This window comes from Sphingobium sp. MI1205, from assembly GCF_001563285.1.
Taxonomy (GTDB): Bacteria; Pseudomonadota; Alphaproteobacteria; order Sphingomonadales; family Sphingomonadaceae; genus Sphingobium.
In genome coordinates this window covers 1,448,210-1,470,022 of sequence record NZ_CP005188.1, presented here as the reverse complement: position 1 = coordinate 1,470,022, position 21,813 = coordinate 1,448,210, and the positions used below count along the sequence as shown (strand labels likewise).

Genomic DNA, 21,813 nt, shown 5'->3' with positions numbered 1-21,813 from the left:
TCCAGCCTTGTCCGGGGTTTAGACAGCCCGTTCCGATTTACGCAAGCGCCTTGCGGACCAGTTCGTTGACGACCTGCGGATTGGCCTTGCCCTGCATGGCCTTCATGGTCTGGCCGACGAAGAAGCCAAACAAGGCTTCCTTGCCCGCCTTATACTGTTCGACCTTGTCGCCATTCCGGGCAAGCACCTCAGCCACCGCCGCCTCGATCGCGCCGGTGTCGCTGGTCTGCTTCAGGCCCCTTTCCTCGACGATCGCGGGCGCGCGGCCGCCGGTTTCCAGCATGATCTCGAACACCTGCTTGGCGATGGTGCCCGAAATCGTGCCATCGGCGACCAGCGCCAGCAATTCCGCGCCCTCCTCAGGGCCGACCGGGCTATCCTCCAGGCTCTTGCCGATGCGATTGAGCGCGCCATAGAGTTCCGACAGCAGCCAGTTGGCCGAAGCCTTCGCAACTTCGCCCTCGCTCTTCTTCTGGATGCGCGCGCCTTCGGCCAGCAGCGCCTCGAACCAGCGTGCAGTATCCGCGTCCGCCGTCAAAGTGGCCGCATTATAGGGCGACAGGCCAAGCTGCTGCTCATAACGGCGGCGCTTGGCGTCCGGCAGTTCGGGAAGCGACTGGCGGCATTCCTCCAGGAAAGCGTCGTCCAGTTCCAGCGGCAACAGGTCCGGGTCAGGGAAATAGCGATAGTCATGCGCGTCTTCCTTCGACCGCATCGACCGTGTTTCATTCTTGTCCGGATCGTACAGGCGCGTTTCCTGCACGATCTTGCCACCGGCCTCCAGCACATCGACCTGACGGCTGGCTTCATGCTCCACCACCGCCATGACGAAACGGACCGAATTGACGTTCTTCGTCTCGGTACGCGTGCCGAATTCCTCGCCCGGCTTGCGGACCGAGACATTGACGTCGGCACGCATCGAACCCTGGTCCATGTTGCCGTCACACGACCCCACATAGCGCAGGATCGTCCGCAGCTTCGCCAGATAGGCCCCGGCTTCCGCTGGCGAACGCATGTCAGGCTTCGACACGATTTCCATCAGCGCGACGCCCGACCGGTTCAGGTCGACATAGCTACTGGTGGGATGCTGGTCGTGCATCAACTTGCCCGCATCCTGCTCGACATGGATGCGCTCGATGCCGATCCGCTTGGTCACGGCGTCCGGGTTCTTCTCGTCCAGGCTGATCTCAATCTCACCCTCGCCCACCAGCGGGTGGTAAAGCTGGCTGATCTGATAACCCTGCGGCAGATCGGCGTAGAAATAATTCTTGCGATCGAAGCGCGACCATTTGTTGATCTTGGCCTCAATCGCCATGCCGGTACGCACCGCCTGACGAATGCACTCACGGTTCGGCACGGGCAGCATGCCGGGCATGGCCGCATCGACGAGGCTAACCTGCGTATTCGGCTCCGCGCCAAAAGCCGTGGCCGCACCGGAAAACAGCTTCGCCTTGCTCGTCACCTGCGCATGGACCTCCAGGCCGATAACGACCTCCCACTCGCCGGTTGCGCCCTGAATGCGATAGGTTGATTCAGTCATATCTCACACCGTCATCCCAGCGAAGGCTGGGATCTTTCTCATATGTCGTGCCACGTCGCCTGAGATGCCAGCTTTTGCTGGCATGACGGATCGAATTACCACCACTTGTCCGGCCGCGCCGTGAAGCCCGCACGTTCTTCAATCGCAAGCCCCGCGTTCAACACCGTCTGCTCGTCCAGCGCCTTGCCGATGATCTGCAAGCCAAGCGGCAACCCTTGCGCGTCCAACCCGCCCGGCACCGCCATCGCAGGCAGGCCCGCCAGCGAAGCAGGCACCGTGAAGACGTCGTTCAGATACATGGCCAGCGGATCGGCCTGCTTTTCGCCCAACGCAAAGGACGCGCTCGGCGCGGTCGGCGTCAGCAGCAGGTCGCACTTTTCGAAAGCCAGTTCGAAATCGCGCGCGATCAGCGCCCGCACCTTCTGCGCCTGCGTATAATAAGCGTCATAGAAGCCGGCGGACAGCACATAGGTGCCGATCATGATGCGACGCTTGACCTCCGGCCCGAAACCGGCGGCGCGGGTCGCGGCATACATGTCCTGCAGTCCCGCCCCATCAGGCAGGTCGCGCTGGCCATAACGCACACCATCATAGCGGGCGAGGTTCGACGAAGCCTCGGCAGGCGCGATGATATAATAGGTCGGCAGCGCGTACTTCGTATGCGGCAGCGATACTTCGACCACCTCCGCGCCCGCATCCTTAAGCCACTCGATCCCGCGATCCCACATGGCGGAAATTTCGGCATTCAGGCCATCGGGCCGATATTCCTTGGGAATACCGACCTTCTTGCCCTGAAGGTTGCTCGACAAATTGGCTTCCCACTGCGGCACTGCCAGGTCGAGCGAAGTGGAATCCTTGGGATCAAAGCCCGCCATGGCTTCCAGCAGGATCGCATTGTCCCGCACCGTCCGCGCCATCGATCCCGCCTGATCCAGCGAGGAAGCGAACGCCACGATGCCCCAGCGCGAGCAGCGGCCATAGGTCGGCTTGATGCCCGAAATGCCGGTGAAGGCCGCAGGCTGTCGGATCGAACCGCCCGTATCGGTCCCGGTCGCCGCCGGGCAAAGCCGCGCAGCGATCGCCGCCGAAGACCCGCCGGACGACCCACCGGGCGCCAGCGCGGCATTGTCGCCGCCGCCACGCCGCCAGGGCGAAATCACATTGCCGAAATAGCTCGTCTCGTTCGACGATCCCATGGCGAACTGGTCAAGGTTCAGCTTGCCCAGCATCCCCGCGCCCGCGTCCCACAGCTTCTTCGACACCGTGGACTCATAGGTCGGCGTGAACCCTTCCAGCATATGGCTGGCCGCCGTCGTCTGCACGCCTTCGGTGCAGAACAGGTCCTTCATGCCGATCGGCACGCCCGAAAGCGGTTTCAGCGCCTCGCCAGCAGCCTTCGCCTTGTCGGCGGCATCGGCGGCTTCCAGCGCTTTTTCCGGCGTCTCGACGATGAAGGCGTTCAGCGCCTTGGCCGCCGCGACATTGGCGTTGAACGCCTCCGCCACTTCGCGCGCCGAAAAGTCGCCCGCGCGAAAACCGTCGCGGATCTCAGCAACCGTCAGGTCAGTCACATTGCTCATTATTCGATCACCTTGGGCACCGCGAAGAAGCCATGTTCGGCCTGCGGGGCATTCGCCAGCACCTTCTCGCGGACATTGCCGTCAGTGACGGCATCGTCGCGCAGGCGCAGATGGTTGGGGATGACGGCGGTCATCGGCTCGACGCCGGTCACGTCCACCTCGCCCAATTGCTCCACCCATCCAAGGATGTTGTTGAGTTCGGGCACCATCGCCTCGGCTTCGGCATCCGTCACCGAAATGCGCGAAAGGCTGGCGATCTTCTTTACGGTCTGAAGGTCTATCGACATGGGCCGCCGCTAGCACCCGCACATGCCCGCTTCAAGTCCGCACTTGCGTGTCCCCTGCACCTGCGCCAGACAAGCGCCGCCAGAGGCGCGGATCGGGGCCGCGCCGAAGTGACGGAGAGCAAAGTCTTGGCCCGCAAATTCCTGTATGTCGTCGCCGGCCTGATCGTGCTGGTTCTTGCGGCACTGCTGGTCTACCGCATCTGGGGCATGCAACTGATCCGCGCGGTCATGGTGCCGCGCGAAGCCTTTGCTCCTCTCACGCCCCTGCCCGCCAACGCCTATGACGATCCCAAAATGTGGATCGCTCGCCCGGACATCACCCGCGGCAATCCCGCCCTGTGGAAACCCGCAGGCGTCAAGGATGCGCCGGTTGTGCAAAGGGCCGCCATCTTCTTCATCCATCCCACATCCTACATCACCACGCTGGGCGACGCGCATTGGAACATGCGCCTTGATGACAAGGACGCGCTCTCGACCGCGCGCCGCTTCGTTCAGGGGCAGGCCAGCGCCTTCAATGCGGTCGGCAATATCTGGGTTCCCCGCTACCGCCAGGCCAATTACGGCGCATTCCTGACGCAGGAACCTGCCTCGGACCAGGCGCTCGCCGCCGCCTATCGCGACGTTGCCCAGGCCTTCGCCGCCTTCCTGAAAGCCAATCCCACCGGTCCCCTGATGCTCGCCGGTCACAGCCAGGGGTCGCGCCACCTGCTGCAACTGCTGCGTGAGCAGGTAGCGGGCAAGCCCGTCGCCGCCCGCCTCGCCGCAGTCTATGCCGTGGGCTGGCCTGTGTCGGTCGAAGCGGATCTGCCCGCGCTCGGCCTGCCTGCCTGCGCCCGGCGCGACCAATCGCACTGCATCGTCAGCTGGCAAAGCTATGCCGAACCGGCCGACCCATCACCGATCATCGAAACTTTCGAACGGCGCAACGGCTATACCGGCAAGCCGCGCAAGGGCACGCACATGCTCTGCACCAACCCGATCACCGGGGCCTTCAACGGAGCCGCCCCGGCCAGCGCTAATCGCGGCACCCTCGACAGCCGCGACGAAGCAACGCCCCCGCGCCTGCTCACCGGCGTCGTGCCCGCGCGCTGCGACACCAGCGGCATCTTGATGATAGGGGAGCCGGTGGACATGGGACCATTCACCCTGCCCGGCAACAACTACCATGTGTATGACTATAGCCTCTTCTGGGGCGATGTGCGCGAAGACGCCCGCCAGCGCCTCACGGCATTCCTGGCCTCGTGACAACGCTCCTCACCGCGGATCGCGCCGCCTTCCGTGAAGCGCTGCCCCAGGGCGGCCGCCTGCTGGGCATGGACGTCGGGACAAAGACGATCGGTCTTGCGCTTTGCGACGCGGGCTGGTCGATCGCCAGTCCTGCACATACCGTCTCACGCGGCAAGTTCGGCAAGGACAAGATCGCCCTCGCCGCCTTCATGGAACAGCAGCACGTGAAGGGCGTCGTCATCGGCCTGCCCCTCAACCTCGACGGCAGCGAAAGCCCGCGCAGCCAGGCAAGTCGCGCCTTTGCCCGCAACATCGCGGACCTGGGCCGCCCGATCTTCCTCTGGGACGAACGCTGGTCGACCCAGGCCGTCACCCGCACCCTGCTGGAAGCCGACGCCAGCCGCGCCCGCCGGGGCGAACTCGTGGACAAGCTCGCCGCCAGCTACATCTTGCAGGGCGCCATCGACGGCCTGATGGCCGGATTTTAACCCCCGCCTTACGCCTCAAATGCCGAGATAATCGGACACGGTCCTTCGTCGGACGCATGACAGGCGTTCGCCAGCCGCCGCAGCGAATCCCGCGCCGCTTCCAGTTCCGCAATCTTTTCATCCAGCGCCGCCAGCCTCTCCGCCGCCAGCTCCCGCGCCCGCGCCCGGTCCTCGCCCGCGTCCAGCCGAAGCAGTTCGCCAATCTGCTCCAACGTAAAGCCAGCCCCCTGCGCCGACCGGATGAAGCGCAGCCGCCTGACATCTTCTTCGTCGTAACGCCGCACGCCTCCACCCGTGCCCGTCCTGGTGGGCGTAGCCAGCAATTCCCTCCGCTGGTAAAAGCGCACCGTCTCGACCCCGACGCCTCCCGCGCGGGCCAGACCAGAAATCGTCATCGCCATGCTTGACTCCGTACCATGGTACGCACCCTATATAGGTGGCATCGGATCACGAACAAAGGCCAAGCCATGACTTCCTCCGCCGCCTCCAGCACCGTATCGCGCCCCACCGCGCAACTCTATCGCATGGTGATGCCGGACCACATCTGTCCCTATGGCCTCAAGGCGCGCTGGCTGCTCCGCCGGAAAGGTTATGTGGTGGAGGATCACTGGCTCACCACGCGCGAACAGACGGACGCGTTCAAGGCCGCGCATGACGTCAAGACGACACCGCAAATCTTCATCGGCGGCGAAAGGATCGGCGGCCATGACGACCTGCGCCGCCATTTCGGCCTGCATGTCGCCGATCCCGGCGCGACCAGCTACACGCCGGTCCTCGCGGTATTCGCGGTCGCGGCGCTGCTCGCGCTGTCGCTGGGCTGGCTGACCGCGATGCCGCTGGCCAGCATCATGACGGTCGAACATTTCATCGCGATCAGCATGATGCTGCTCGCGATGCTGAAGCTGCAGGACGTGGATCGCTTCGCCACCATGTTCCTGAACTATGACCTGCTCGCACGCCGCTTCGTGCCCTATGGGCGGATCTACCCCTTTCTGGAACTCGGCGCAGGCGCGCTGATGCTGACGGGGCTGCTCAACTGGCTTTCCATCCCGGTCGCCCTCTTCATCGGCGGCATCGGCGCGGTGTCCGTGTTCAAGGCGGTCTATATCGACAAGAGGGAACTGAAATGCGCCTGTGTCGGCGGCGGCAGCAACGTGCCCCTCGGCTTCGTGTCGCTGACTGAAAATCTCATGATGGTCGCGATGGCGCTGTGGATGCTGGCAGGCGGCTGATCGCCCGCCAGCGCCGCATCACATGCCATCGCGCTCGTAAACATCGGGCAGGAACTGGATGCCTCGTCCGCTCGGCACTGCTGTCAGGTAAGTCAGATAAACCGGCACCGGCTGAGGCAGGGGGACATGTTGTTCCGGCTCGCTGCTTTCCACCTCCAACGGCTTGCCAAAGAACCAGCGCCCCAGTCGCTCCGCATCCTCCAGCCGCACGCAACCATTGCTGAAATGCCGGGCCGGTTTGGCCAGCAGGTCGCGTGAAGGCGTGTCGTGCAGGTAGATGCCAAGGTCGTTGGGGAACATGAACTTCACCTTCCCCATGGCGTTGGAGCCGCCCGGCAACTGCCGGACGCGCAACTGCCGCCGACCATCGGCCACCGCCTGCCAGTCGATCTCGGACTCATTCAGCCGCCGCGCATTGGCGCTCCAGTCGGACAGCGCCTCATAATTCAGCTCGCTGAGCGACGCGCCGTCCAGAATACGTTGCGACAGCCTGCGCTCGACCAGATCGGTCGGCACATTCCAGTAGGGATTGAGCGTGGCATAGCGGATCATGCCCGCCATCATCGGCGTCTGGCTTTCCCTGGCGCCCGCGACGACCTTCATCGTGCCGTCCTGCCGACCGCCGCTATAGTACCAAAGCCGCGCCGATGCCGCATCGACCACGACATGCCGCACCCACGGCCCCGGCAGCAACCGCGCCCGATCAAGGTTGAGCGCAAGCATCCGGTCATACCATTCAAAAGGCCGATTAAGCGCCTCGATTGTCTGCGGTCCCGCCACGCCGTCCGCTTTCAGGCCGTGATCCGCCTGAAACGCGCGAACCCTGGCGACGAGCGCCTTGTCATAAGAGGTCCCGCCTGCAAGACCGAGCCGCCTGCGCAGCATCGCGGCCTCCTGCCCCTTCATCCCTGGCCGCAGCCTGGCCCCAACTGGGATGACGACCTCGGGCAATTCAGCCCAGCGTTCGGCAAAATCCGCCCGCGCGCCGCGCAGTTCCTTGTAGAATGGACTCATCCAGCCGATCTGCCGTACATAGTCGGTGAAGGAAGCCGCGACAGCCGCCGCGCGCAATATCTCCGCGGGTTCATCGTCGCGTGGTTCCACCTCCGGGTCGAGATAGCGCATCTTCACCCGCTTCGACGGCCGCCGCATGTCGCGGACCAGCGCGGCAAAGGATTTGGACAGCGCCAGATCCGCGCGCGCCAACGCACGGGGATCGCCGCCACTCGACCTCGCCTCCTCAACCAGATTTTCGAGGTCACGCAGGTCGTAATTTTTGGGATTAAGGCCATCGATCCGCGACGAGCGGATCAGGTCCAGCAGAACCTCTGCCTGCTTCCCTATATCCGTCTCATCGACCCAAAGCGGCCAGTAGCCGCGCGGCGCGTAAAAGTCGCGCAGCTTGCCACCGACAGACGCACGGATTTCCGCGCCAACGCTCGAACGCGCGCCCTCCTGCACGGCTTCCGGCGGCGCTTCCGACTGGGCAAAAGCCGATGCGGGGGCCAGCCCGACGGCAAGAAGCCCCAAGACCATCGGCCCATAAATGCAACGGACGCGGCGGAAACGCCGCGCCCTTATAATTCTGCTGATCAGCCGCGTTCTCCGCGTCTGGACGGCGGCGGCGGCGGCGGTGGCGGCGGACAGGGCGGCCCCATGACCTCATGGTACATGCCGTCAGCCGAATAATAGCCATCGACAATGCCATCGCCGTTGCGATCCGCCGCGACAGTGCCGGCAATCGCGCCGGGACCGACCGGCGGCGCGGGCGCGACAGGTTCATCTCTCGTCGTGGAGCATGCGCTCAGGCCGAGCGCGGCTCCGCCGAGGAGACCCAAAAGCCTGATGTTCATAACCTCTCCCTTGGCGCGGCGAGGACCGTGCGCCGGTTAGATGTGGACACTGCAAAACGCAGCGGGGGTGTAACGATCGACCTCGCCTTTCGAAGCCATTACCCAATCGCAATGACGGCGAAATGTGCCTAACGCGCGACTAACCGTTTTGCTCGGCAAATCGCGGGCGATCCCTAGTCTATCACCCATTCGGCAGAGCCGATCCCCTGCGCATAAAGCAGCACCGACAGGTCACCATGGACAACCTCTGCCCCCGCCGCCTCGCGCGTTTTCGGCTTCGCATGATAGGCCACGCCCAGCCCCGCGCCCTGGATCATCGGAATGTCGTTCGCGCCGTCACCCACCGCAAGCGTCAAAGCACGGTCGATACCGCCCTCGATCGCCGCTTCCAGCTCGGCGCGCTTGCGCGATGCGTCCACGATGGGCAGCTCTACCGTCCCGATCAGCGCGCCGTCCGCAATCTCAAGCACGTTGGCGACCGCGCGGTCGAAACCGATCTCTTCGGCGACCGGCCCGGTGAAGCGGGTAAATCCGCCCGACACCAGCAGCGTCGCCGCGCCCCGCGCTTTCATCGTGCGCACCAGCGCCCGCGCGCCGGGCATGATCTTCACACGCTCGGCCCGGCACCGGTCAATCGCCTCGTCCGCCAGCCCTTTCAGCAACGCCACCCGCTCATGCAACGCGCCTGCGAAATCCAGCTCGCCGCGCATCGCCCGCTCGGTGATGTCGGCAATCTGCGGCTTTATCCCCGCATAGCCGGCCAGTTCGTCAATGCACTCGACCGTTATCATGGTCGAATCCATGTCAGCGATCAGCAACTTCTTCTCGCGGCCCATCGCCGGCTGGACGATCACATCCACCCTGTCCCCGATGTCCGACAGCACCGCGCGCGCCGTCACGGGATCGCTACCGAAGAAGATGTCGGCGGCCTTGCCCTCATCCAGCCACTTGCTATCCACCGGCGCACAGCCTGCGGTCGCCAATCGAGCGACGGATTCTGCAATATCCCCCTCACTCAAGGCCGCACTTGCCACTAAGGTTGCGACGAACATGGATACTCCCGAAACAAACTGGCCTGAAACAGACAAGGGCGAATCCCGCCCGCGCGTGGCGCTTATTGCCGGGCCTACCGCCAGCGGCAAGAGCGCGCTCGCAGTTCGGTTGGCGCAAGTGGCCAACGGCGTCGTCATCAACGCCGACGCCAGCCAGGTCTATGCCGACCTGCAAATCCTCTCCGCCCGGCCAAGCGCCCAGGAAATGGCGGAAGCTCCTCATCGCCTCTTTGGCCATATCGACGGCGGGCAGGCCTGCACCGCCGCGCACTGGGCGGCCGACGCCCGCACCGAAATCGACCGCGCGCATGGCGAAGGGCGGCTGCCCATATTGGTCGGCGGCACAGGGCTATATCTGCGCACCCTGCTCGACGGCATCGCCCCGGTGCCCGACATTGATTCCGACGTCCGTGCCGCCGTGCGCGTCATGCCGGTCGCGGACGCCCACGCCGCCCTTTCGCGGGAAGACCCGGAAGCCGCCGCCCGCCTCGCCCCCGCCGACACCACCCGCGTCGCCCGCGCGCTGGAAGTCGTGCGTTCGACCGGCAAGCCGCTTACCTATTGGCAACAGCATAAGAGCGGCGGCATTGCCGATCGCATCAGCCTTTCTCCCCTGATCCTCCTTCCGCCTCGCGACTGGCTCATCGCCCGCTGCGACCGCCGGTTCGAACAGATGCTCGATGGCGGCGCGGTGCAAGAGGTTGAAGCCCTTCTCAACCGAGCACTCTCCCCCGAACTGCCTGTCATGCGCGCGATAGGCGTTCCCGAGATTGCCAGCTGGCTGCGCGGCGAAATAAGCCGGGAAACCATGGCGGAACGGGGCAGGATCGCCACGCGCCAATATGCCAAGCGCCAATATACCTGGTTTTCCCGCCAGCCGCCGGACCACTGGCCACGCGAAACACAGTCCATTGATGACAAGATCACCGACGAACTGATAATAAAATTACGTCGTTAGTGGTTGACTAGCCATTTTATGTCTATTAGAGGCACCCGCCTTGCCATCTCCCCGCTTCCGGGGCAGAGGGCGCAACTTGCATCCAGTGGAAGGATTTAGCGTGTCCGAAAAGAGCGGCGCGGACATTTTGGTTGAAAGCCTGATCGACCTGGGGGTCGAAGTCGTGTTCGGTTATCCGGGCGGCGCGGTGCTGCCCATCTATGACGCGCTTTTCAATCATCCGAAGATCCGCCACGTCCTTGTCCGCCATGAACAGGGTGCAACCCATATGGCGGAGGGTTACGCCCGCTCGACCGGGAAACCCGGCGTCGTGCTCGTCACCTCCGGCCCCGGCGCGACCAACGCCGTCACCGGCATTACCGACGCGCTGATGGACTCCATTCCCATGGTCGTCATCACCGGTCAGGTTCCAACGCAGTTGATCGGCACCGACGCGTTCCAGGAAGCGGACACGGTCGGCATCACGCGCCACTGTTCCAAGCACAACTATCTGGTCAAGGATCCGGCAAAGCTTGCTGGCGTCGTCCATGAGGCTTTCCACATCGCCACCACCGGCCGCCCCGGCCCGGTCGTCATCGACATCCCGAAAAACGTCCAGATCGCCACCGCGCCCTATAACCGGCCGCTCGGCTTTGAACATGCAAGCTACAAGCCGCAGACGAAGGCGGATGCCTCCGCCATCGCCACGGCTGTCGAAATGCTGGCAAAGGCAGAGCGCCCGATCTTCTACACGGGCGGCGGCGTCATCAATTCGGGGCCGAAGGCGTCGGCCCTGCTGCGCGAACTGGCGGAACTGACAGGCGCGCCCGTCACCTCGACCCTCATGGGCCTGGGCGCCTATCCCGCATCCGGGCCGCAATGGCTGGGGATGCTGGGCATGCACGGCACCTATGAAGCCAACTGGGCGATGAACAAGGCGGATCTGATCATCTGCGTCGGCGCGCGTTTCGATGACCGGGTCACTGGTCGCCTCGATGCCTTCGCGCCCAATTCGAAAAAGATCCACATCGACATCGATCGCAGCTCGATCAACAAGACGGTTGACGTCGATCTTCCGATTGTCGCCGATGTTGTAAACGCGCTCAATGACTTGATCACCGCGTGGAAAACGCATGGGCACAAGGCTGCGGACCTGTCCGAATGGTGGGCCAGGATCGAAGGATGGCGCGCGCGCAACAGCCTCGCTTATCCCGAAAGCGGTGAGGAAATCATGCCGCAGGAAGCGATCGCACAGCTCTACAAGGCGTCGCGTTCAGCCGATGACGTCATCATCACCACCGAAGTCGGCCAGCACCAGATGTGGGCCGCCCAGCATTTCGGTTTCGACGCGCCGAACAAGTGGCTGACGTCCGGCGGTCTTGGCACCATGGGCTACGGCTTCCCCGCCGCCATCGGCGCGCAGGTCGGCAATCCCGACAGCCTGGTCGTCTGCGTCGCGGGCGACGCCTCGATCCAGATGAACATCCAGGAAATGGGCACGGCCAGCCAGTACCGCCTGCCGGTCAAGATATTCATCCTCAACAATGAATATATGGGCATGGTCCGGCAGTGGCAGGAACTGACCTATGAAAGCCGCTATTCCAACAGCTATTCCGACAGCCTGCCCGATTTCGTGAAGCTGGCGGAAGCCTATGGCTGGACGGGCATCCGTATCGAAGGACCGCAGGAACTGGCGGCTGGCATTCGCCAGATGATCGACACGCCCGGACCGGTGATCGTCGATTGCCGCGTGACGAAACTGTCCAACTGTTTCCCGATGATCCCGTCGGGCGCGGCGCATACCGACATGCTGCTCGATCCCAACCAGATCGCAGGCATCATGTCGGATGAGGCAAAGGCTTTGGTGTGACCCAGCATCTGAAGCTCCGCATCCATGTGAGCGAACCCTTCGACTTTGAACGGATCAGCGGCACGGCTGAGCTGAGAGGCTGGACCGTGGACCATCATGATCCAGAGATTGAGGATTGGGAAGTTCATCTGGAGCAGGGCTTCGATTTCCACGAGCGCCGGATCGGCCGCCTGCTGGCCAGTCCCCGCTATGTGGGCGAGCATCTGGGCCGCATGTTCGACGCGATCGCGGGCTTTCCCGTCCGCCTCGCCCATCGCGACGACGGCAGCTGGCACTACGCCTTCACGGGCATGATTTCCGAGCGCCATGAGCGCGCAGACGAACCGGATAATGGAACGAGCATCTGATGCATATCCAGGAAGAATATAGCGAGCGGCACGTCCTGTCGCTGACGGTCACGAACGAAGCGGGCATCCTCGCCCGGATCGCGGGCCTGTTCACCGCGCGCGGCTATAATATCGACAGCCTGACCGTGGCGGACATCACGCCTGATCATGCGATCAGCCGCATCACCATCGTCACCAACGGCCCGCCCAAGGTGATCGACCAGATCATCGCCCAGCTGGACCGACTGGTGCCGGTTCACAAGGTTACGGATCTCACCGCCAACGGCCCCTTCGTCGAGCGGGAACTGGCGCTGGTGAAAGTCACGGGCACGGGCGAAGACCGGATAGAGGCGCTGCGCCTTGCCGACGTCTTTCGCGCAAAGGTCGTCGATACCACGATCGAGAGCTTCATTTTCGAGATCACCGGCACGACCGACAAGATCGACAATTTCATCGGCCTCATGCGCCAGATCGGCCTGGTAGAGGTCGGCCGCACCGGCGTCGTCGGCCTGATCCGCGGCAAGGAGCCGAATTGACTTTGACCCCTCTCCCGCCCGCGGGAGAGGGAGGGGCCCGCTGCGCAGCAGTGGGAGGGTGAGGGCCAGCCAGGTGAGGCCCCCCCGGTGGTTCTCCCTCACCATTGATTAAGCTCCTCCCGGAGCAGCTGGACAGAAGAAGGAACGTCAAATGAAGGTTTATTACGATCGCGACGCCGACATCGGTCTCATCAAGGGCAAGAAGGTCGCCATCCTCGGCTATGGCAGCCAGGGTCACGCCCACGCCCAGAACCTGCGCGACAGCGGCGTGGCCGAAGTCGCCATCGCTCTGCGCCCCGGCTCGGCCTCTGCCAAGAAGGCGGAAGGCGCAGGCTTCAAGGTTCTGCCCAACGCGGAAGCCGCCGCATGGGCCGACGTTCTCATGATCCTCGCACCTGACGAGCATCAGGCCGCTATCTATGCCGACGACATCCATGCGAACCTCAAGCCCGGCGCCGCTCTCGCCTTCGCCCACGGCCTCAACGTCCATTTCGGCCTGATCGAGCCGCGCAAGGACGTCGATGTCATCATGATCGCGCCCAAGGGCCCCGGCCATACCGTCCGCAGCGAATATCAGCGCGGCGGCGGCGTCCCCTGCCTGATCGCCATCGCGCAGGACGCGACCGGCAACGCCCATGACATCGCCCTGTCCTACGCTTCGGGCGTCGGCGGCGGCCGCTCGGGCATCATCGAAACCAACTTCCGCGAGGAATGCGAAACCGACCTGTTCGGCGAGCAGGCGGTGCTGTGCGGCGGCGCGACCGCGCTGGTCCAGGCTGGCTTCGAAACGCTGGTGGAAGCCGGTTATGCGCCGGAAATGGCCTATTTCGAATGCCTCCACGAACTCAAGCTGATCGTCGACCTGATGTATGAAGGCGGCATCGCCAACATGCGCTATTCGATCTCGAACACCGCCGAATATGGTGACATCAAGACCGGCCCGCGCATCATCACCGAAGAAACGAAGAAGGAAATGAAGCGCGTCCTCGCCGACATCCAGTCGGGCCGCTTCGTGAAGGACTTCGTGCTCGACAACCGCGCTGGCCAGCCGGAGCTGAAGGCCAGCCGCATCGCCGCCCAGCGTCACCCCATCGAAGAAACCGGCGCAAAGCTGCGCGCCATGATGCCCTGGATCGCAGCCAACAAGCTGGTGGACCAGGAAAAGAACTAAGGCTGGCGCGGGCGGATCATCCCGCCCGCCCCCTGACCACTTTTCCCTTTGCTCGCGCAGAGGCGCAGAGGACGCTGGGGAAATTCCTCCTGCGATCTCTGCGCCTCTCGCGCATATGCCTGGTTGAACCTGCGCCTCCTGCACAAGGTCAGCCGCCAGCAGCAAGGCAACACCCCGTCAACCCAACCCCTCCCGTCACCCCAGCGAAAGCTGGGGTCTAAAGCCCCACCTCCAATCCCATCCCGCGCCCACGCGCGCATACTCCAATTCGGTAACCCTCCATTTCCGGTTACACCTCTGGAACAATCAAAGGATGCCGCTATGGTGGCGCGTCTTTTGCTTCTGGAGAACCACCGATGCGCAAGTTGCTGATTTCCGCTGCTGCCTTCACCGCGATCGCAGGCGGCACCGTCGTCATCGCCCAGCAAATGCCCGCCGCGCCTGGCGCAAAGGATCCGGCCCGCGTCACCGGCGGCACGTATCAGATTGATCCCGGCCACACCCAGATCGTCTTTGCCTATGACCATATGGGCTTTTCCAACAATGTCGGCGTCATCTCCGAATCCACCGGCACGCTGACCCTTGACCCCAAGAATGTCGCCGCCGCCAAGGTCTCCGTGGACGTCCCCATCGCCAACATCCGCACTGGCGTTGCGAAGCTCGACGAACATCTGATGAAGGCCGACTTCTTCGACGTTGCGAAATTTCCCAAGGCGACCTTCGTCTCAACCAGCGTGAAGGCTGACGGCCCCACCGGCGCTGAAATCACCGGCAACCTCACCATCAAGGGCATCACCAAGCCCGTCACTCTCGACGCCGAATTTTACGGCGCGGGCAAGGCGCCCGCCATGGCTGGCGGCAAGGAAAATGTCGGCTTCGTCGCAACCGGCGCGGTCAAACGCAGCGATTTCAACATGGGCTATGGCGTGCCCATGGTCGGCGACGCGATCGAATTGAAGATCGTGGCGGCGTTCCAGAAGTAAGCCACGCCAGCGCACACTCCTTCTCCCGCCAGCGGGAGAAGGATACGCAGCCTTACCAGCTCGCTCGCTAGGCGAAGTTGGATGAGGGTGGTTCCCGCCAGACCTTACCCTCCTTCGCCGCTACGGAGAGTGACATCCCCGCCTACTGGCTCCGTTCGTCCTGAGCTTGGCGAAGGACGCGTGATGACCTCGCCGTTGCGCGCATGCTTCGACAGGCTCAGCACGAACGGATGTTATAGCCGACGGCGACCAGAAGCAGCCAGTATTTCACTCCTTCATGCGACTAAGTGTCTTCCATTCTCTGCTCGGGCAAGGCTGCCGCACTGCGCGTGGACATGATGCTGCGCCTGCCCTCCACTCGGAACCATTCGGTTGAAAAACACTTTCCTTCCCTGGTGAAGGAGAGCGCACATGATTGGTAAGGACGATGAAGAAGCCGATGTGAACGAGGTGAAGGAACCTGTTGGCCTCGATCACCTCGATCACAATGAAACGGATGATGCATCAAACTCTGCCGAGGAGAAGGCCATTGAACTCCCAGTTGAGGAGGGTGACTTTAACGCGCAGACAACATGAAGACACGCGTCCGTCGGCAGGTTCTAGCGACGCTTCTGTCGCTTAGGTTATGAGGTATGGCGCCTTTCTTGCCTTCCGTGCGTGGGAGCGGCGGGTCGCTAACCACATCGTCGCTTCCTACCCGCGAATGACTCGGTAGCGCCGATAACCCGCTGGTCGGGTTCGAGGAATAAAAACTGCCCGACGACACGCGACCAAAAGGCGACCTTACAGTAGCAGAGGTGATGGCCCAAAAAGCAGCCGCTAAGTGGTGCGCATCAGATCAGGTCCGCGACTACAAATCCTAGAAACAGTACCGAGGACGCGACCATGACCGCAGTGGCCACCCACCCGAAGATCATCTGTCGAAGTGACACAGCCAAGCGCCCCATTGCCCGGGGATTGCGAACGATTAGCATCATTACGACCATCAATGGACCGGCGAGAATGCCGTTGACCACTGCCGCCCAGTACAGTGCGCGCGCCGGGTCGATGCCAATCCCGTTCAAGGATGCGCCGGCCAGCGTCGTTGCCGCAATCGTCCCGTAGAATAGGCGGGCAGAGAGCGGCTTCGCATCAAGGCTGCCAGAAATCCCCGCCATCTCGGTGACGGCATAGGCAGCCGACCCTGCAAGCACCGGAACAGCCAGCAAGCCAGTGCCAATAATACCCACCGCAAACATTGCGAAGGCAAATTGACCTGCGATCGGCCGAAGCGCCTCGGCCGCCTGTGACGACGTTGCGATATCCCGCACGCCATTGGCATGCAGTGTGGCTGCGGTCGCGAACACGATCGCAAGTGATATAAGTGTGCTGAACCCCATGCCGGTTAGCGTATCAACTTGAATTCGTTTCAGTTCGGGGCCGGCGGTGGATGCCGTCAGGCACAGCGGTTTGACATGATGTCTATGCTGTTCCTCGATTTCCTGCCCGGCCTGCCAGAAGAACAGATAGGGGCTTATGGTCGTGCCGAGGATTGCGACGAAGGCGGTAGCATAAGCGGCGTTGAATTGCAGCTCGGGAACCACGAGCGAGCGCAGTGCATGCGGCCATGGTACGTGGGCAACCGCCACCACAGCAACGTATGTGAACAACGAAAGCGTCGTCCACTTCAGAATCGATGCATAGCGCGGGTAGCTAAGCCCAACTTCCAGAAGGATGCACACGATCCCGAATAGCAGCGTGTAAAGCGCCCCATTCCCGCCGATGAGAAGGGTAAGTGCCGCACCCATCGCACTCAGATCGGCCCCAAGATTGACGATGTTCGCAATCAGCAACAATGAGACCATGAACCACAATAGGGGGCGTGGGTAATGACGTTTCAGGTTTCGGGCGATGCCCGCACCCGTGACGCGGCCAATCTCTGCCGCAATCAGCTGTATCGCAACCATCAGCGGAAAACTGAGGACAAATGTCCAAGCCAAACCATATCCGAATTCAGCGCCAACCTGGCTATGCGTGCCTATGCCGCTGGGATCATCATCTGCCGCACCTGTAACAAGGCCCGGTCCCAGAGCCTTCAAGAAGGCCTTAAATCCGCGAGGGAGCCCAACGTCATTTGGGGAAGATTTATTCACACACTGATAGTCGCACGCGCTCCGTTGAGTAGCAACCAGCACTCGCCGACGGATTGGGATACTGCAATTGGACTGTCCGATTTGTGATGCTGACAATCGAAAGCCGCCATTCCGCAAACCACCCCAAGCCGTCCCCTACACCCCTCTTCAACAAACACTGGACGCGCACCCCTAAAAAGGGTTAAGGCACCTCCACCATGCAGCGCGCGCTTCTTCCCCTGCTACGACTTACACGCCCTTAGGCGTGCTTTTTGCGCTGCTCTTCGCTTGAATGATGCAGCGATACGCCTAAGGGCTTTTTTCAAGCAGATAGTCGTTTCACCGGGCAGGCCGTGACGCCGCTCGTTTGCATAAAGAAGTAGCTTCCCATGATGCTGACCGACCCTTCGCAGAAATACCGCGCCTTCCCCCAGGTGGACCTGCCCAATCGCCAATGGCCCAGCGCTGTCATCACCTCACCGCCGCGCTGGCTGTCGACCGACATGCGCGACGGCAACCAGTCGTTGATCGACCCGATGAACGCGGAAAAGAAGCGCCGCTTCTTCGACCTGCTGCTGAAAGTGGGCGTCAAGGAAATCGAAGTTGGCTTCCCCGCCGCCGGCGCGACCGAGTTCGACTTCATTTCCGGTCTGGTTCGCGATGGCGCGATCCCCGACGACGTATTCCCGCAAGTGCTGACGCAGGCGCGTGAAGACCTGATCGCCACCACCTTTGAAAGCCTGCGCGGCGCGAAGCAGGCGGTCGTCCATGTTTACAACGCCGTGTCACCCGCCTGGCGCAACATCGTGTTCCAGATGGATCGCCCGCAGATCAAGGAAATCGCGATCAACGCGGCCAAGCTGCTGCGCGACAATGCCGCGAAGCAGCCCAACACCGACTGGCATTTCGAATATTCGCCGGAAACCTTCTCGACCGCGGAGCTGGATTTCAGCCTGGAATGCTGTGAAGCGGTGATGGAAATCCTGCAACCGACGCCTGAACGGCCGCTGATCCTGAACCTGCCCGCCACGGTCGAGGCCGCGACGCCCAACATCTATGCCGACCAGATCGAATGGATGTGCCGCAACATTTCGCGCCGCGACAGCGTCGTCATCTCGCTGCACACCCATAATGACCGGGGGACCGGCGTCGCGGCGGCGGAACTGGGCCTGATGGCGGGCGCGGACCGCGTCGAAGGTTGTCTGTTTGGCAACGGTGAACGCACCGGCAACTGCGATCTGGTGACCGTGGCGCTCAACATGTACACGCAGGGCATCAATCCGGGGCTGGATTTCTCCGACATTGATGAGGTCATCCAGACCGTCGAATATTGCAACCAGCTGCCCGTCCACCCGCGCCATCCCTATGCTGGCGAACTGGTGTTCACCGCCTTTTCCGGCTCGCATCAGGACGCGATCAAGAAGGGTTTCGCCGCGCAGGAAGTCCGCAACGACCAGATTTGGGACGTGCCCTATCTGCCCATCGACCCCAAGGATCTGGGCCGCGACTATGAAGCGGTGATCCGCGTCAATTCGCAGTCGGGCAAGGGCGGCGTCGCCTGGGTGCTGCAACAGGACAAGGGGCTGAAACTGCCCAAGCGGATGCAAGCCGACTTCTCTCGCGTCGTGCAGGCGCTGGCGGACCAGAGCAGCCGCGAACTCAACGCCGCTGACATCTGGGCCGCGTTCGAGGATCATTACCGCCTGTCCGGGGACCAGCCCTACAAGCTGATCGATTATAATGAAACCGGCCATGCGGGCGACCGCATCTTCACTGGCAAGATCGCTCACAAGGGCGGCGAACGCAGCATTTCCGGACGCGGCAACGGGCTGATCTCCTCGGTGCTGGCCGCGCTGCGTGACGACCTTGGCGTCGATCTGGAAGTGGCTGATTATAGCGAGCATGCGATCGGCGTGGGGACGGACGTTGCTGCGGCCGCCTATGTCGAATGCCGCACGCCCGATGGCCGCACCGTCTTCGGCATCGGCACCGATACCGACATCGCGACCGCCTCGGTCCAGGCCGTGCTGTCGGCCGCCAACAGCATTTCATAACGAAACTGAAAATAGGAAAGAGCGCGAGAAATCGCGTTCTTCTCTCTATTTCATTCTCGAGTTCGGAACGACAGTGACAAATCACCAGGTCCACATAATCGGCGGCGGCCTCGCCGGTTCAGAAGCCGCCTGGCAACTGGCGGAGGCGGGCGTCAAAGTCCGCCTCTCCGAAATGCGCGGCTCCGGCGACATGACCCCGGCACATCAAACCGATGGCCTCGCCGAACTCGTCTGCTCCAACAGCTTTCGTTCCGATGATCCCGACAAGAACGCCGTCGGCCTGCTCCATCAGGAAATGCGCCGCCTCGGCTCGCTCATCATGGCGCAGGCGGAACCGGCCAAAGTCCCCGCCGGATCAGCCCTGGCGGTTGATCGGCACATCTTCTCCGAAGGCGTCACCCGCACGCTTTCCGAGCATCCGAATGTAGAGGTCGTCCGCGAACGCATCGACACCCTGCCCACCGAAGGCATGACGATCGTCGCGACCGGCCCGCTGACCGCACCAGCGCTCGCCGCCAGCATCGGCCAGGCAGCGGGCATGGATCACCTCGCCTTCTTCGACGCCATTGCGCCCGTCATTCATTTCGACAGCATTGACATGGACAAATGCTGGATGGCCAACCGCTGGGACAAGATCGGCCCCGGCGGCGGAGAGGGCAAGGATTACATCAATTGCCCGATGACCAGGGACCAGTATCAGGCCTTCGTCCAGGGCCTCCTCGACGGCGACAAGACCGAATTCAAGGAGTGGGAAAAGAACACCCCCTATTTCGAAGGCTGCATGCCGATTGAGGTGATGGCGTCCCGCGGCCCCGAAACCCTGCGCCATGGTCCGATGAAACCGATGGGCCTGGACGATCCCCGCACCGGTCGCTGGCCCTACGCCGTCGTGCAACTGAGGCAGGATAATGCGTCGGGTACGCTGTGGAACATGGTCGGCTTCCAGACGAAGCTCAAACATGGCACCCAGGTTGAACTGTTCCGCACCATCCCAGGTCTGGAAAATGCCGAATTCGCGCGCCTTGGCGGCCTCCACCGCAACACCTTCATTCAAAGCCCCAAGCTGCTGGACGCCACGCTCCGGTTGAAGAACGCCCCCCATATCCGTTTCGCTGGCCAGATGACCGGCTGCGAAGGCTATGTCGAAAGCGCGGCGATCGGTCTGCTGGCTGGGCGTTTCGCTGCGGCGGAAATATTGGGGCAGCAGCTGGCTCCCCCGCCCGGCGAAACTGCGTTGGGCGCGCTGCTCGGCCATGTCATCGGCAACGTCGAAACAGCCGACTATCAGCCCATGAACGTCAATTTCGGCCTGTTCCCGCCGATAGACGATGTGAAGAAGAAACAGCGCAAGGAAGCGATGACATCGCGGGCGCGCGCGGCTCTGGGGCTTTGGCTGGGCGAGCTTCAGCCCGCCTGACCATCAACATTTGCAGCGCGGCTTGAGGCTTCGCTTGGGCGCGGTGGTGGCGAACTCGGCAGGCGAGAGCTTGCCGTCTGCATTGGCGTCAGCCTCGGCGAAGCGGTCGGATGTCGCAACCGCCCATTCCTCGAACGACAGCAGATTGTCACCGTCCTTGTCGAGCTTCTTGAAAGCCTTGACCCGGCTGCCCATCATCTCGATCCGCGTGATCACGCCATTCCGGTCGCGGTCGTACCGAGCGAAGCGCTTCTGTTCGCGACTTTGCGGGCTTGCCTCACCGGGGCGGGGCAGCGGCTTTCCAACGGCATCGGGATCGCCCTCTGGCAACGCATCGATAGCCGGAGGCGGCGGAGGCGCTATCACGGCCTCAGGCATGGGACCATTGGCCGCGCGCCCCTGCCACCAGAAAAGGCTCGCCGCGATCAGCAGCAACGCAGCACCAGCCATGATCCTTCCCACCAAATCCCCCTTCAACGCGTGGTCAGTGCCACGCGCAATAGCCGAAGATAAAGTCCCGGCGTCAAGCGTTTAGGCGCCGCCCTGCCCTTTAGAATATCCTGCCGCGCCAAGCCATAAGCGATGCGCATAGGCCGCCATGCCGCAGGCCAGGGTTGAGAGATGGAGGGCATCTTCTCCCGCGCAAGGCTGATCGCATCGACCGCGAGAGACGGGTCGGCCACATGGCCCGACAAGTCCCACAGCGCCCATGCTGCGCCAGCCTGTGTCAGCCAGGGGGACACTTCACCTTCCCCCGCAAGCGCGTGAAACAGACCGCCGCCACGACCATCCGCATAGGCGTCGAGGTTGACATCTCCCACCATCGCCTCCCAGCCGTCAAGCCATGCCGAAAGCCCCGCAGGCGGCAACGCGCCCAGCGCACGCAGGCCGTCGATGAGCGGCTCCCCCCTGCCCTTGGCTCCCACCTCGTCGCTCAGCGCTTCCTGCCACCAGGCGAGGCGGATCTGGCCGATCATGGGCTCGCTCGTCGTGGCGGCAAGCCGGGCAAAGCGTGCATCCAGCGTCCACAGCAGCCGATGCCGCGCCATGTCATCGCCGGCATAGGCGCTCAGCAGCGCCGCGAGAGCGGACAGTTCGTCAGCCAATGCCTAAGCCACAGGCTGTATATCGCCCGGTATAGATTATCGT

The 21,813-nt window shown here is 62.9% G+C and carries 22 protein-coding genes; 12 read left to right on the top strand and 10 right to left on the bottom strand.

Features of this window, described 5'->3' with window-relative positions; genetic code table 11:
• Positions 1-37 precede the first annotated feature (37 nt).
• The 3 genes from gatB to gatC all read right to left on the bottom strand — a co-directional run bounded on the left by gatB (position 38) and on the right by gatC (position 3,407).
• Positions 38-1,540: an Asp-tRNA(Asn)/Glu-tRNA(Gln) amidotransferase subunit GatB gene (gene gatB, locus K663_RS07055; RefSeq protein WP_062115876.1), complete on the bottom strand. Its 1,503-nt coding sequence runs from the start codon at positions 1,538-1,540 to the stop codon at positions 38-40.
• Positions 1,541-1,635: 95 nt separating this feature from the next.
• Positions 1,636-3,120: an Asp-tRNA(Asn)/Glu-tRNA(Gln) amidotransferase subunit GatA gene (gene gatA, locus K663_RS07050; protein ID WP_062115872.1), complete on the bottom strand. Its 1,485-nt coding sequence runs from the start codon at positions 3,118-3,120 to the stop codon at positions 1,636-1,638.
• Positions 3,120-3,407, bottom strand: coding sequence for an Asp-tRNA(Asn)/Glu-tRNA(Gln) amidotransferase subunit GatC (gene gatC / locus K663_RS07045; RefSeq protein WP_062115869.1), 288 nt, complete (start codon positions 3,405-3,407; stop codon positions 3,120-3,122). Before gatC ends, gatA begins: the two co-directional genes overlap by 1 nt.
• 126 nt (positions 3,408-3,533) lie before the next feature.
• On the opposite strand from gatC, the gene K663_RS07040 reads away from it, so the two are divergent.
• Entirely contained in the window at positions 3,534-4,652 is a 1,119-nt protein-coding gene (locus K663_RS07040) for a DUF3089 domain-containing protein (protein ID WP_062115866.1), read from the top strand.
• On the top strand, positions 4,649-5,122 hold the full coding sequence (ruvX, locus tag K663_RS07035; protein ID WP_062115863.1) for a Holliday junction resolvase RuvX: 474 nt from the start codon (positions 4,649-4,651) through the stop codon (positions 5,120-5,122). The genes K663_RS07040 and ruvX overlap by 4 nt, the downstream gene beginning before the upstream one ends.
• Before the next feature lie 8 nt (positions 5,123-5,130).
• Here ruvX and K663_RS07030 read toward each other — a convergent pair whose 3' ends face one another.
• On the bottom strand, positions 5,131-5,523 hold the full coding sequence (locus tag K663_RS07030; RefSeq protein WP_062115860.1) for a MerR family transcriptional regulator: 393 nt from the start codon (positions 5,521-5,523) through the stop codon (positions 5,131-5,133).
• Positions 5,524-5,589: 66 nt separating this feature from the next.
• Here K663_RS07030 and K663_RS07025 point away from each other — a divergent pair, with 66 nt between their 5' ends.
• Entirely contained in the window at positions 5,590-6,354 is a 765-nt protein-coding gene (locus K663_RS07025) for a MauE/DoxX family redox-associated membrane protein (RefSeq protein WP_062115857.1), read from the top strand.
• Positions 6,355-6,372: 18 nt separating this feature from the next.
• Here the strand turns inward: K663_RS07025 and K663_RS07020 are convergent, their stop codons facing one another.
• The 3 genes from K663_RS07020 to serB all read right to left on the bottom strand — a co-directional run bounded on the left by K663_RS07020 (position 6,373) and on the right by serB (position 9,259).
• Positions 6,373-7,890: a L,D-transpeptidase family protein gene (locus tag K663_RS07020; protein WP_062115854.1), complete on the bottom strand. Its 1,518-nt coding sequence runs from the start codon at positions 7,888-7,890 to the stop codon at positions 6,373-6,375.
• Positions 7,891-7,946: 56 nt separating this feature from the next.
• Positions 7,947-8,207 (bottom strand): hypothetical protein, encoded by a 261-nt coding sequence (locus K663_RS07015; RefSeq protein ID WP_062115851.1) that lies wholly within the window; start codon positions 8,205-8,207, stop codon positions 7,947-7,949.
• Between the two features lie 173 nt (positions 8,208-8,380).
• Positions 8,381-9,259 carry a phosphoserine phosphatase SerB gene (serB, locus tag K663_RS07010; protein WP_062115848.1) on the bottom strand — a complete coding sequence of 293 codons (879 nt, stop codon included), beginning with the start codon at positions 9,257-9,259 and terminating at the stop codon, positions 8,381-8,383.
• Between serB and miaA the strand changes: the two genes are divergently transcribed.
• The 7 genes from miaA (at position 9,258) to K663_RS24295 (ending at position 15,658) form a co-directional block, all read left to right on the top strand.
• Entirely contained in the window at positions 9,258-10,217 is a 960-nt protein-coding gene (gene miaA, locus K663_RS07005; protein WP_062115845.1) for a tRNA (adenosine(37)-N6)-dimethylallyltransferase MiaA, read from the top strand. The two genes, serB and miaA, sit on opposite strands and share 2 nt — an antisense overlap.
• A gap of 100 nt (positions 10,218-10,317) precedes the next feature.
• A complete protein-coding gene (locus tag K663_RS07000; protein WP_062120513.1) occupies positions 10,318-12,066 on the top strand; it encodes an acetolactate synthase 3 large subunit in 1,749 nt (582 codons plus the stop codon).
• On the top strand, positions 12,063-12,413 hold the full coding sequence (locus K663_RS06995) for a hypothetical protein (RefSeq protein WP_062115842.1): 351 nt from the start codon (positions 12,063-12,065) through the stop codon (positions 12,411-12,413). The genes K663_RS07000 and K663_RS06995 overlap by 4 nt, the downstream gene beginning before the upstream one ends.
• The gene (gene ilvN, locus K663_RS06990) at positions 12,413-12,928 is read left to right on the top strand and encodes an acetolactate synthase small subunit (protein WP_062115839.1); all 516 of its coding nucleotides are present in this window, start codon (positions 12,413-12,415) and stop codon (positions 12,926-12,928) included. Before K663_RS06995 ends, ilvN begins: the two co-directional genes overlap by 1 nt.
• A gap of 151 nt (positions 12,929-13,079) precedes the next feature.
• Entirely contained in the window at positions 13,080-14,099 is a 1,020-nt protein-coding gene (ilvC, locus tag K663_RS06985) for a ketol-acid reductoisomerase (RefSeq protein WP_037463071.1), read from the top strand.
• Between the two features lie 356 nt (positions 14,100-14,455).
• The gene (locus tag K663_RS06980; RefSeq protein ID WP_062115836.1) at positions 14,456-15,082 is read left to right on the top strand and encodes a YceI family protein; all 627 of its coding nucleotides are present in this window, start codon (positions 14,456-14,458) and stop codon (positions 15,080-15,082) included.
• A gap of 411 nt (positions 15,083-15,493) precedes the next feature.
• Positions 15,494-15,658, top strand: coding sequence for a hypothetical protein (locus tag K663_RS24295; protein WP_158511160.1), 165 nt, complete (start codon positions 15,494-15,496; stop codon positions 15,656-15,658).
• A 257-nt stretch (positions 15,659-15,915) separates the two neighbouring features.
• On the opposite strand, the gene K663_RS06975 is transcribed toward K663_RS24295, so the two are convergent.
• Entirely contained in the window at positions 15,916-17,160 is a 1,245-nt protein-coding gene (locus K663_RS06975) for an NRAMP family divalent metal transporter (RefSeq protein ID WP_235589539.1), read from the bottom strand.
• Between the two features lie 422 nt (positions 17,161-17,582).
• Here K663_RS06975 and leuA point away from each other — a divergent pair, with 422 nt between their 5' ends.
• Positions 17,583-19,247 (top strand): 2-isopropylmalate synthase, encoded by a 1,665-nt coding sequence (leuA, locus tag K663_RS06970; protein ID WP_062115831.1) that lies wholly within the window; start codon positions 17,583-17,585, stop codon positions 19,245-19,247.
• Between the two features lie 73 nt (positions 19,248-19,320).
• Positions 19,321-20,664, top strand: coding sequence for a methylenetetrahydrofolate--tRNA-(uracil(54)-C(5))-methyltransferase (FADH(2)-oxidizing) TrmFO (gene trmFO, locus K663_RS06965; RefSeq protein ID WP_062115829.1), 1,344 nt, complete (start codon positions 19,321-19,323; stop codon positions 20,662-20,664).
• Between the two features lie 3 nt (positions 20,665-20,667).
• Here the strand turns inward: trmFO and K663_RS06960 are convergent, their stop codons facing one another.
• Complete coding sequence (locus K663_RS06960) at positions 20,668-21,126, bottom strand: EF-hand domain-containing protein (protein ID WP_062120510.1); 459 nt, start codon at positions 21,124-21,126, stop codon at positions 20,668-20,670.
• An 11-nt stretch (positions 21,127-21,137) separates the two neighbouring features.
• Positions 21,138-21,713 (bottom strand): hypothetical protein, encoded by a 576-nt coding sequence (locus K663_RS06955; protein ID WP_443019001.1) that lies wholly within the window; start codon positions 21,711-21,713, stop codon positions 21,138-21,140.
• Positions 21,714-21,813: the final 100 nt, after the last annotated feature.